Origin of the sequence: Flavobacterium longum, assembly GCF_965137575.1 — a bacterium.
In the GTDB taxonomy this organism is placed as follows: Bacteria; Bacteroidota; Bacteroidia; order Flavobacteriales; family Flavobacteriaceae; genus Flavobacterium; species Flavobacterium longum.
Window position 1 is genome coordinate 363109 of record NZ_CBCRZJ010000001.1, and the last position, 11844, is coordinate 374952.

The window sequence follows — 11844 nt, forward strand, 5'->3', positions numbered from 1 at the left end:
GCAAGGCAGCAATCACCGGCGCAACCGTATCCTGAACATTGATGGTCTGTGAAGCCGTAGAAGCATTTCCACAAGCGTCGGTAGCGGTCCAAGTCCTTGTTACAGAATAAGAACCGGCGCAAGCACCATTCGTCGTTACATCGTTGAAAGTCAAAGTGAATGCACTTCCACACGCATCGGTAGCCGTAGCCTGNGCGAACTGCGGCGTAGCAGGACAAGAAATCGTCGATGTGGCTGGCAAGGCAGCAATCACCGGCGCAACCGTATCCTGAACATTGATGGTCTGTGAAGCCGTAGAAGCATTTCCACAAGCGTCGGTAGCGGTCCAAGTCCTTGTTACAGAATAAGAACCGGCGCATGCACCATTCGTCGTTACATCGTTAAAAGTCAAAGTGAATGCACTTCCACACGCATCAGTAGCCGTAGCCTGGGCGAATTGCGGTGTGGCAGGACAAGAAATCGTCGATGTGGCTGGCAAGGCAGCAATCACCGGAGCCGTTGTGTCTTGAACCGTGATCGTCTGTGCAGCCGTTGCCGCATTGCCGCAGATGTCGGTAGCTGTCCATGTGCGTACGACTGTATAAGAACCGGCACATTGGCCTGGTGTTGTTACGTCGTTAGAAACCAAAGTTACGTTCCCGCCGCAAGCATCGTTAGCCGTTGGGGTAACCCATGGCAAAGCACCAGCCGCACAACTCACGGTTTGTGGTGCAGGCAAAGCTGAAATTACCGGTGGAACGTTATCGACTACATTGATGACTTGCGAAGCCGTAGATGAATTTCCACAACCGTCGGTAGCCGTCCAAGTCCTTGTAATAGTGTACGAGTTTGCACAAGCGCCCGGCGTAGTCACATCGTTAGATGACAATGTAAATTCGCTGCCGCAAGCGTCTGTAGCGGTAGCCTGAGCGAACACAGGTGTCGCAGGGCAAATTACAGTTGACGGCGCAGGCAATGCCGCGATTACCGGAGGTGTTGTGTCGTTCACGTTGATGGTCTGCGAAGCCGTTGAGGTGTTTCCACAAGCATCGGTAGCGGTCCATGTACGGGTGATTGAATATGAACCCAGACATTGCTTGGCCGTGTTTACGTCAACAAAAGTCAGGGTTACGGTGCCACCGCAGTTGTCGGTAGCGGTAGCCTGGGCGAACTGTGGCGTCGCAGGACAAGAAATCGCGGAAGTCGGAGGCAAAGCCGCAATGACCGGAGCCGTCGTATCCTGAATCGTAATGGTCTGGATAGCCGTCAGCGTACCGCAAGCAGATGCCAAAGAGAAAGTCCTGGTGACTACTTTAGGGCATGAACCCACTACGGCGCTATCTGTATAAGACAATGTGTATGTTCCGATACTGCCGCTGTTCGGGATAGAACCGCCGGCTGCCTGGAATTGACCCAATGTAATGGTTACCGGTGTAGTCGAGTAAGCCAATGTCGTGATGGCCGATGTGCTACAACCTTGTAGCGTAGCTGCACCCGGCGCGTTCAATACCGGCTGTGGATAAACCGTTACAACGATTGGCTTCTTAGGGCCGATACATTGTGCCGATTGTCCTTCGGCTACATAATAAGTAGTAGATCCGGCGACGGCAGTCGATGGTGTAATCGACAACTGCGGCGTTCCATTTATCGTCGCGAAATAGTATAATGTGAAGTTCGGGTTGCTAGGCGTTGCAGTCAATGGCGAAGCGGTAGCACCGACGCAGTACGATACGTCCGAAGCGGTTGGCTGAGACGAAATCGTCGTTACCGTAATGGTGAACGGGAAGAAACAATTCGCTACCGAGTTCGGCGGTACGGCATAATAAGTAGATGTACCGACCGTAGCAGGGAACGGATTGTTGATGGTATATTGTGTGGTTGAACCGGTTACCGGGAATTGGTTGTAAAACAAGGTGCCCGGAGGGAAACTTCCACTGATGGATGTGATCGGAATGTTTGCGCCTGGGCTGCAGAATACAAACGCACTTACCGGCGGTGTACCCTGACAGTTCTGGTTCACGTAATCGGTTGCATTGATGTTGATCAAGACAGGAGCCGAAATAGCTGTTCCTTGGCAAGAACCAGATTGCGTAAAGCCTTGGATCAGGTTTTTCTCACTGAAGTTGATTCCGGTGATGGCGCCCGAACCGCTCATGATACCGTCAACGGCCACGATGTTGCTGCAGCTCAGGTTTTTGAGGATGGTACAATCCGTGGTCGCCTTCAGCTTGAAAGTCAACTGGCCGATAATGGTTTCAGGATCGGCTGGCAACGGCAAAGTTCCATAGTTCCAGACGATAGAGCCGTTTGAACCCACTGAAGGTTCGAACGTAAGCGTGTTAGGAGTTGGCGGCGAAGGCAGGTTGTAGAACACTGTCCTTTGGGCGCTGCCGGCCACGTAGGTAGCATTGTAAGGAATCGGTACGGTAATCTTATAGTTATTTATGGCTTCCGTACCTTTATTCTTGATCAGGATTTTGTATTCCATTTCCTGGCCCGGCTGGATGGACTGCAACGGCGTTTGGGCCGGCTGTCCGTTCACGGTCACCGCTGAGAGCGTGGCCTCAACGTCAGGAATGTACGCATCCACAGACATCGCAACGGCAAAAATCACATAAGTGTCCTGCGTACTTCCGTATCTGAAACGTGTAGACGTCTGGTTGTTGGTAATGACTGAGTTGTTGTTATTGTTGATGGTAAAACTGCTGATGTCCAAGCCCGTGTTGTTGCTCAAGCTTGGGTTGCGCGAGCCGCCATCGGTAACAATGGAGGAATTGAAGAAGTTGTCCGTGGCGTTGCCCGAGTGCGAGAGCGTAACCCATGCCGTATTGGCGGCATTCCGGATTTGGAAGTAGTCACCCGAAATGCTTCGGTCACCTTCGCCGGCCATCAAGCCCAATTTCATGTTGACCTGACCCGCCTGTACGGTATTGAATCCGGAAACCGGAATTTCGTAGCTGGCAGTCGTGCTTCCCGCCACATAAGCGTGTCCATCGAAAATGGTCACGTCGCGGTACTTCATTTTTGAGTTTTCGTAAACCACGATCAAACTCCAGCCACCGTAGTAGCCCGTGCTGCCACCGTCGCCTTCACGAAGTGCAATATCAGCTACGGTATAGGCACCGATGCCATGTTGTTTTACGTAGTCGGTCACTTCGGCATAAGCGGAGTACATGTATCCGTCCGAATTCGTCGGATAGTAAATGTCCGTGTTGGTGGCCGTAATCGCATTGTAAGACGATGCGCCGGGACCTTTCAAGGACACGACGTGCTTATCGAAATTCTTGGTGACATTGTTCTTTGTCACGGTGAACGTGTTCGGGCTGGAACTGCCGTCGTGGGCACGTCCGGTCCAGTACAAACCAGCGAATACTACATTGGAACACGCCGGTTGCGCGCCGTTCTCACTCGAAAACTGCAAGGTTGCCGACGATGAGTTCAATGTGTTGTTGTCTCCATCGACATCAACGTAAATCATCTGGTTGTTACTGTTGGTGCCGTTGTTTGAATAATCCTGCAACGTCATGTTCGTGTTGCCGATCATTACAAAGTCACCTTTCACGTTGTAGATTTTCTTGGTTGGCGTGTATTGCGATGTACGCTGCGTAAAGTTTACGCGGACCTGCGCACTGGCAATCGAACTGCCCAACAGCATCACCGTCAGGAGCACGAGGAAACCAAGATGGCTTTTAGATTTGAAGTACAAATTTTTCATAATCGTGAATTTTTGTTTTGGGGCGCTATTATTCATATTTCAGGTTCTCGTAGAAAATCTGATAATTAGGATTGTCATTCACCAACGCATTGCTGATCATCGCCGGAGTGACTTCCACGTCTGACGCGATGTAGATGAAGCGAAGGTTCGGGAAGCCTGAAAATGCCGAAAGGTCAATGCCGCCATTCAACTGCGAGGCATTGGCCACCTTAAGCCTGACGATTTCTACAACGTCTGGCGCAAGTCCTGACACGCCATTCTGGATGGCAGGCAACGCCGCGATGTTGGTGTACAGTCGCACGGGTTGTCCTTCCTCTGGGAGTTTCAGGGTTCCGGATTGATAATAGGCTGTGGGTTGCGCATCCCGGACAAGGCTCGCAATTCTGGCCGCCTGGGAATTAGCGCTCCGCGCAGTGGTGTTCGCGCGCACTGAGGAGATGAAGTCATCTACCTGCAGGATAGGTCGTTGGGCCGCGGTTTGCGCCCAGCTATTTGTTGCGAAAGCGCAGACAAACAGTAGCATTAGAAGTAATTTTTTTGTCATCGGTTGAAAAGCTTTTTCAAACAATAAAAAATTGCCTGGTGGGTTAAATAATTGGTTTGGGATCATTTGTTTCGGGTTTAAAATTTTCATTTTAATCCAAAGAACGTGGTGAATTCTCGCTAAGTGCTTCACTTTCATTTGCACACTTCTTCCAAATTCGATGGCTAAAATAGATACATGCATTTGTTTTGGTTCTTTTTTTCTGTCAACAACCCAAATTCTCGATAAAACGACATTTTTTTGAAATCGGCGCTCGAAAATTTCCCGTCAGGACAGTTTCTTGTTGTTTTTTTTGTTGTTGAAAATGTGTAAAAAACATCGGCAAACGGCATTTTTTTTTAACATTTACGATTCGAAAGTAGAAGTATTCATTCAAACCACCAAAAAAAATATCGACAAAATGCACTTTTTTATAGATAAAGTGCACTATTTAAGATATTCTGTAATCTAAATATTACAAAATAATATTTTTGTCGGACGGTTGATAAGTTTCTTCAAAATGTTAAAAACGTAATAAAATAATCCTTAAATAGTGTCGGGCCAATTATTTATGGAGAAATTTGACAAACCCCTTTAAACGCCATTCACGATGAAGAAACTTATCCTGATGCGCCACGCGAAATCAGATTGGAACCAGCCCGCGGGAGATCATGAACGCCCACTGTTGCCTTCGGGCGTTTACGACGCCGGCATGATTGGCGTAGCGTTGTCCGGGCAATTGCCGGATCACTTTGTGGTTTGGAGCAGCACCGCACGCCGCGCCAAGGAAACCGCTGAAATCGTTGCCGGAAAGATTGGCTGTCCGCCCGAAAATATCATCCTCAAGCCAGACCTTTATACTTTTGACATGCGCGGATTGGAACGCGCCATCAGGACTTGCGACAACCTTTATGATTGCTTGCTCGTGTTCTGCCACAATGAAGCCATCACTGATTTTGTCAATAAATTTGGTGATATTTTTATAGACAATGTGCCTACCGCTGGCTGCGTAACCCTTAATTTTGGTACCAATGACTGGGATGCTTTTGGCATCGGCACTACCGGGAACGTCATTTTCCCACGAGATCTAAGACCATGACCGACAAGAATTACAGATATATAGACCGCGAGAAAAGCTGGCTCGCCTTCAATGCCCGTGTGTTGCAGGAAGCGGCAGACGAGGCTGTTCCGCTCCTGGACCGGCTGCGTTTCTTAGGGATTTTCTCCAATAACATGGACGAGTTTTTCCGAGTACGTTATGCTGCCATCAGGCGGCTGAGCTTGTCGGGCGAAACCGGCGAGAAAGTCCTTGGCGGTGTTTCGGCGCAACAACTCCTGAAGGAAATCACCGAAATCGTTATCCAACAGCAATCGGAGAGTTTGCGCATCCTTAATATTATAGAGAGCCAACTCAAGAAGGAAAACATCTTTATTATAGACGAAAGCGAAATCACGCCCGAGCAGGAAAACTTCATTAAGGACTTTTTTATCCAGAGAGTCAGCCCTGAACTGGTGACGATCATCTTGAACGGTCTGGCCGAATTCCCGCAATTGAAAGACACTTCGGGCTACCTGGCGGTGAAGCTCGTCATGAATCCGGTGCGCATTGCGGATGATTTTGGCGTGGCCGTCAACAACCGTGAAGTGCGCTATGCCGTGATCGAACTCCCGAAAAACCTAAACCGTTTTGTCGTGTTGCCAGCCGTTGGCGATCGGCAATACATCATGTTGATAGACGATGTCATCCGACGCAACTTGAGCCAGATTTTCAACATTTTCGACTACGAAAGCGTGTCTGCGCACATGATCAAGATTACCCGCGATGCGCAGCTTGATATCGATTCAGACATGAGCAAATCCATGCTCCAGAAGATTGCCACCAGTGTTAAGGAACGCCAGTTGGGCGAACCGGTGCGGTTTGTTTACGACCAGGAAATCGGTGCAGACACGTTGCAGTTTTTCCTCGAGAACATGAACATCCGAACCCAAGACAGCATCATTCCCGGCGGGCGTTACCACAACCGTCGCGATTACATGAACTTCCCGAACCTGGGCCGTTTTGATTTGTTGTACAAAGCCAAGCCGCCTTTGCCGGTGAATGGTTTGAGTCTGGAAGGCAGCATTTTGCAACGTATTGCGCAGAAGGATTATCTGGTCAATGCGCCGTACCAGTCGTTTTCATACCTGATTAAATTCCTGCGCGAAGCCGCGCTCGACCCGAGTGTCATTGCCATAAAAATTACCTTGTATAGGTTGGCGAAGAACTCGCAGATCATCAGCTCGCTTATCAATGCCGCCAAGAACGGCAAGCGCGTCGTGGTGCAAATTGAATTGCAGGCGCGGTTTGACGAAGCCAGCAATATTTCCTACGCCGAACAGATGCAGGCCGAAGGCATCGAGCTCATCTTCGGGATCAAAGGCCTGAAAGTGCACAGCAAGATCTGCATGATCGAGCGGTTGGAAGACGGCGGAAAACTCAAGCGTTACGGGTTTATATCGACAGGGAATTTCAACGAATCGACCGCGAAAGTCTATACGGATTTCACTTTGTTCACCAGCCATCAGGGTATTTTGAAAGACGTCAACAAGGTATTCGAGTTCTTTGACGTGAACTACCGTTTGCACCGCTACAAGCATTTGATCGTATCGCCGCATTACACCAGAAGCCGGATGTACAAGTTGATTGACCGTGAAATCATCAACGCCAAATTGGGCCGCAAGGCGTACATGAAGCTCAAGATGAACAGCTTGTCGGACTTTCCGATGATCGATAAATTATACGACGCGAGCAACGCCGGGGTAAAAATCCAGTTGATCGTGCGCGGGATTTGTTCCCTGATTCCGGGCGTGCCGGGCATGAGCGAAAACATACAGGCCATTAGTTGCGTGGACAATTTCCTGGAACACACGCGCGTCTATATTTTCTGCAACAACGAAGATCCGGAAGTCTTTATTTCGTCGGCCGATTTCATGACGCGGAACCTTGACGGCAGGGTAGAAGTGACCTGCCCGATTTATGCGCCCGATATCAAACAACAGTTGGTGGACACGTTCGCCATCAGTTGGCAAGGCAATGTAAAGTCGCGGTTCCATTCTGAAAACCTGGACAACCAGTACCGTTTGCGCGGTAAAGACCCGATTTTCAGGGCGCAGTTCGAAACGTATGATTATTACCGCGACCGTCTGGAAATAAGCGACTTTGAAGAAATACAGCCCAAGGGAAAAACCGCCGGCGCCGGATAGCAACACACCGCGTTAGGGATGGCAGTGTAAATCCTTTTGCGCCGTGGGATTAACTTGACTATTGGCAATTTCCCGCAAAAGATTGCAACGAACAGCCCGGCCCGTAAGGGAAACGCCCAGAAGAAAGTCAAAAGAAGAAAGAGGAAAGAGGAAAGAGGAAAGAAGAATTTCCAAAATTGAACACCAATTAATAAAATACCAGCCACCAGCCACCAATTACCAACCACCAGCGACCAAATGATCAACATCAAGAAATACGCAGCCATCGACATCGGATCCAACGCGATGCGATTGCTCGTGGCCAACATCATTGAAGAATCGGGAAAAGAAACGCAATTCACCAAGAGTTCGTTGGTGCGCGTCCCGATCCGGTTGGGGCAGGACGCGTTTACGGTGGGCGAGATTTCCCAGGAAAACATCGAACGTATGGTGGACGCGATGAAGGCGTACAAGTTGTTGATGAAAGTCCATAAAGTGGAGAAATACAAAGGCTGTGCGACCTCGGCCATGCGCGAAGCCTACAACGGAAAGGAAGTCGTCGAGATTATTGCACGAGAAGCCGAGATTGACATTGACATCATCGATGGCAAGACAGAGGCCGCCATCATTGCCTCGACCGATCTGCATTTCCTGCTCAAGACCGAACAGACCTATTTATATGTAGACGTAGGCGGCGGCAGCACGGAATTCTCGATGTTCTCCAACGGGAAGATGATTGCGTCGCGGTCGTTCAAGATCGGGACGGTGCGCATGATCAACGAAATGGTGAGCCAAGTGGTTTGGGCCGAAATCGAAAAATGGATCAAACAGATCACCGAAGATTACGAGCACATTTCGCTCATCGGGTCGGGCGGAAACATCAACCGACTCTTTAAGATGTCTGGGCAATTGCAGGACAAGCCGCTCTCCAACATGTATTTGAACAGCCAATACGCGCTGCTGAGTTCGATGTCTTACGAGCAACGCATCTCGGAACTCGGGCTCAACCCAGACCGCGCCGACGTGATCATCCCGGCCATGCAGGTGTATCTGAACGCGATGAAATGGAGCGGCGCGCGGGCCATCTATGTCCCGAAAATCGGATTGTCGGACGGCATCATCAAGGCATTATACTACGGCAAGATATGAACAAGACCAGACTTGAGGCGTTCTCGGACGGCGTGCTCGCCATTGTCATCACGATCATGGTGTTGGAAATCAAGGTGCCGCACCACGCCGCCGAATTCAGTGGCTTGCTGAAACTCCTGCCGGTGTTTGCGAGCTACGTCATGAGTTTCATCTACATCGGGATTTACTGGAACAACCACCACCACATGATGCACTCCATGACGCGCGTCAATGGAAAAATCCTCTGGGCGAACCTGCATTTACTGTTCTGGCTGTCGCTGGTGCCGTTTGCTACGGGCTGGATGGGCGAGAACAATTTCGCCAAACCGACGATGACGCTTTACGGCATGTTACTGCTCATGGCGGCCGTCGCCTATTTTATGTTACAGTCTTCCATTATCGCCAGCCAGGGCGAAGATTCGGTGCTTAAAAAAGCCGTGGGGAAAGACTGGAAAGGAAAGGTGTCGCCGGTCCTATATATTATAGGTATCGGTTTCTCATTTTTCAACGAGTGGTTATCGGGCGCCATGTATGTGTTGGTCGCGTTGATTTGGCTCGTTCCTGATAAACGCATCGAACGGACGATTGCCCATACAAAAGACTGATGACAAGGTTCGCGGCGTTTTTCCTGATGTATTTCTTGTTTCAATTATGCCCGGCAACGGCGCAAAAAAACCCGGATTGCTGCGGGCGTAGCGTACAAGTCTTTCCCAACAACGTCAACATACCGGCCAATGGCGCTTTCCTGATTGATTTTTGCGAAGAGAAGTACCAACTGCAGCATGAGTTTGAAGATTTGATTTTTAGGGCGGTCACTTCTTCCGGCAAACGCTACCGGCTGAAAGTGATCGAGGCCAATTTTTCGGGATCGATGGGGCAGTTGCTCCTGAAACCGCGTCGCAACATCAAGATTGACGACACGGTGTCGATACACATTTCAATGAAACGCCGCGACGGCCTTACACCGAAAATCAAGGAATTTGACCGATCCATCAACTATAGGAAATGGGTGTCGCGGTTCAGGCCAGACCATATTTTGCCGTACTGGACGCGCCAGCCGGAAACATTGCTTTCCAATTACACCAAAGAAATCGTGCGCGGCTACAACGTGGGCATCAACCATACGGTCACGGATAATTCACGATCTGAAGCCTACACGCTGGGCGATTACGACTGGTTGCCGGTGTATCTGTGCGTGGAATTCGAAGGCCAGCGGTTCATCTGTTCCGGGGATCATACCACGCCAACCATCGGTAGGAGCGATGTATGCGGCGGCAATTTTGAGTTTGCTTACAACCGGCCTTATGTGGCCAAAATCTGGGTCGTGGATGTGTGTGGCAATTTTTCTGAAGAGGCCAAATTCCTGCCGTTCGTGGCGAAAGTGACCGAATAATTAGTCGTCAAAAATCCAGGTCGAACGTCTTGCGCAACAATTCCAGACCCGGATTGATTTCATTCAAACGGTTGTAGCGGTCTTGTGGCGTAAAGGCTTTTCGGCTGTCAATGCTTTCGTTGACGACTACGCGGATGTCGATGTCGTGGTTGTGTAGCTTGCCACGCAAATAACCCACAAGTTCGTGTTTGCCAGATTCAAAGTCAATCTTGGCACTTTCGTTCGGGAGTTCGTGGACGATGGTCGTGCCCTGCAGTTTCGGGTCGCTGATGAGCAGGAGCGATTCCATGATTTTCTGCCCTTTGTCCGACAGTCGCTGGGCGTATTTCGTCCATTGCAACAACATATCGGTTTCGTTGAAGGCTTCGGTGGGCAAATGCGTTTCTTCCTTGGTGTTGGCCTTGGTGCGTTGCTCCAACTCTTTTTTCGCACGGATGCTTTTGAGGGACAGCGCCGACACTTTTGTTTCGCTTGCCAGTAAGGGTTGCGGTGACGAAGTAATCTCGTCTGTAGTCCGGGTGGCAGTTACCGAGAAGTTTTCCCCTGAAGTTTCATCAGCCAGATCAACATTCGTTTCTTCCTGTGACACAATGATTTCTATTGACTGGTCCTGACTGTCTGGCAAGGGGCGGTCATTCGACATTTGACGTTCGACATTCGACCCAACTTCAATTATTTCGGGAGATTTGACCGGCATATCGAACACGCGGCCGTAGAAGACGTTGGCTGGGATTATAAACCCGTCAACTTTTTTTTTTCTCCATCGAAGGTGATGGAGGCCAACTGCATGAGGCATAATTCAACGAGCAAGCGCTGATTGTGGCTGGCTTTGTAGCGCAAATCACATTCGTTGGCCAGGTCGATGCCTTGCAGCAGGAAATCCTGCGAAGCCTTTTGCGATTGGATGCCGTACATTTTCTGCGCGGCTTCGCCCGCTTCAAGCAAAGTCAATGTGGATGGTGTTTTCGCAACCAGCAAATCACGGAAGTGCGACGCCAGACCGGAGATGAAATGGTGGCCATCGAACCCACGCGACAAGATGTCGTTGTAGGCCATGAGCAGTTCCGGGATTTTGTTCTCCAGGATCAAATCCGTTATCTGGATGTACGTTTCGTAATCGAGGACATTTAGGTTCTCGGTCACGGCCTGCCGCGTCAGGTTATTGCCGCAGTAAGACACCACGCGGTCAAAGATCGACAACGCATCGCGCATGGCTCCGTCTGCCTTTTGGGCAATGATGTGCAGCGCGTCGTCCTCGAATTGTACGCCCTGGCTTTGCGCCACTTCAGCCAAATGTTCTTTCGCATCCTTTACGGTAATCCGTTTGAAGTCGAAAATCTGGCAACGCGAAAGGATTGTCGGGATGATTTTGTGCTTTTCGGTGGTCGCCAAAATAAAGATGGCGTGTTTGGGCGGTTCTTCCAGTGTTTTCAGGAATGCGTTGAACGCCGATGCCGAAAGCATGTGCACCTCATCGATGATGTACACTTTGTATTGCCCGGTCTGTGGCGGGATGCGGACTTGGTCGATCAGGTTTCGGATATCGTCCACGGAGTTGTTCGACGCCGCATCCAATTCAAAAACGTTGAAGGCGAAATCTTCGTTCGGATCATCGTAACCGGGCTGGTTGATCTTGCGCGCCAAAATCCTCGCACAAGTGGTTTTGCCCACGCCGCGCGGCCCGGTAAACAATAACGCCTGCGCCAAGTGATTGGTTTCGATGGCATTGAGCAACGTATTGGTAATGGCCTGTTGCCCGACGACATCCTTGAATGTCTGCGGACGATATTTACGCGCCGATACTACGAATTGCTCCATCAGCGCAAAGATAAATTTAAAATTGACAATGGAAAATGGACCATGGACAATTCAGGCGTTTTGTGG

Annotated in this window: 9 protein-coding genes and 1 pseudogene; 5 read left to right on the forward strand and 5 right to left on the reverse strand. The window is 49.9% G+C overall.

The features are described from left to right. The 3 genes and pseudogenes from ACM9J1_RS01675 to ACM9J1_RS01680 form a co-directional block, all read right to left on the reverse strand. Positions 1–193 (reverse strand): HYR-like domain-containing protein (locus ACM9J1_RS01675; RefSeq protein WP_415580132.1); only part of this gene is annotated, 193 nt, incomplete at both ends. Position 194: 1 nt separating this feature from the next. Further along, positions 195–3730, reverse strand: a pseudogene (locus ACM9J1_RS14380) (HYR-like domain-containing protein); the annotation flags it as partial. Further along, a complete protein-coding gene (locus tag ACM9J1_RS01680) occupies positions 3723–4217 on the reverse strand; it encodes a hypothetical protein (RefSeq protein WP_415580133.1) in 495 nt (164 codons plus the stop codon). The pseudogene ACM9J1_RS14380 and the gene ACM9J1_RS01680, both read right to left, overlap by 8 nt. Positions 4218–4827: 610 nt before the next feature. On the opposite strand from ACM9J1_RS01680, the gene ACM9J1_RS01685 reads away from it, so the two are divergent. From ACM9J1_RS01685 to ACM9J1_RS01705, 5 genes are all read left to right on the forward strand, one after another. Continuing rightward, complete coding sequence (locus ACM9J1_RS01685; protein WP_415580135.1) at positions 4828–5316, forward strand: SixA phosphatase family protein; 489 nt, start codon at positions 4828–4830, stop codon at positions 5314–5316. Next, complete coding sequence (gene ppk1 / locus ACM9J1_RS01690; protein WP_415580136.1) at positions 5313–7460, forward strand: polyphosphate kinase 1; 2148 nt, start codon at positions 5313–5315, stop codon at positions 7458–7460. Before ACM9J1_RS01685 ends, ppk1 begins: the two co-directional genes overlap by 4 nt. A gap of 237 nt (positions 7461–7697) precedes the next feature. After that, on the forward strand, positions 7698–8588 hold the full coding sequence (locus tag ACM9J1_RS01695; protein WP_415580137.1) for a Ppx/GppA phosphatase family protein: 891 nt from the start codon (positions 7698–7700) through the stop codon (positions 8586–8588). Further along, complete coding sequence (locus ACM9J1_RS01700; protein ID WP_415580138.1) at positions 8585–9172, forward strand: TMEM175 family protein; 588 nt, start codon at positions 8585–8587, stop codon at positions 9170–9172. The genes ACM9J1_RS01695 and ACM9J1_RS01700 overlap by 4 nt, the downstream gene beginning before the upstream one ends. Next, positions 9172–9960 carry a hypothetical protein gene (locus ACM9J1_RS01705; protein WP_415580139.1) on the forward strand — a complete coding sequence of 263 codons (789 nt, stop codon included), beginning with the start codon at positions 9172–9174 and terminating at the stop codon, positions 9958–9960. The genes ACM9J1_RS01700 and ACM9J1_RS01705 overlap by 1 nt, the downstream gene beginning before the upstream one ends. A 7-nt stretch (positions 9961–9967) precedes the next feature. On the opposite strand, the gene ACM9J1_RS01710 is transcribed toward ACM9J1_RS01705, so the two are convergent. Then, complete coding sequence (locus tag ACM9J1_RS01710; RefSeq protein WP_415580140.1) at positions 9968–10549, reverse strand: DNA polymerase III subunit gamma/tau; 582 nt, start codon at positions 10547–10549, stop codon at positions 9968–9970. Positions 10550–10692: 143 nt separating this feature from the next. Continuing rightward, on the reverse strand, positions 10693–11778 hold the full coding sequence (dnaX, locus tag ACM9J1_RS01715; protein ID WP_415580141.1) for a DNA polymerase III subunit gamma/tau: 1086 nt from the start codon (positions 11776–11778) through the stop codon (positions 10693–10695). Positions 11779–11844: the final 66 nt, after the last annotated feature.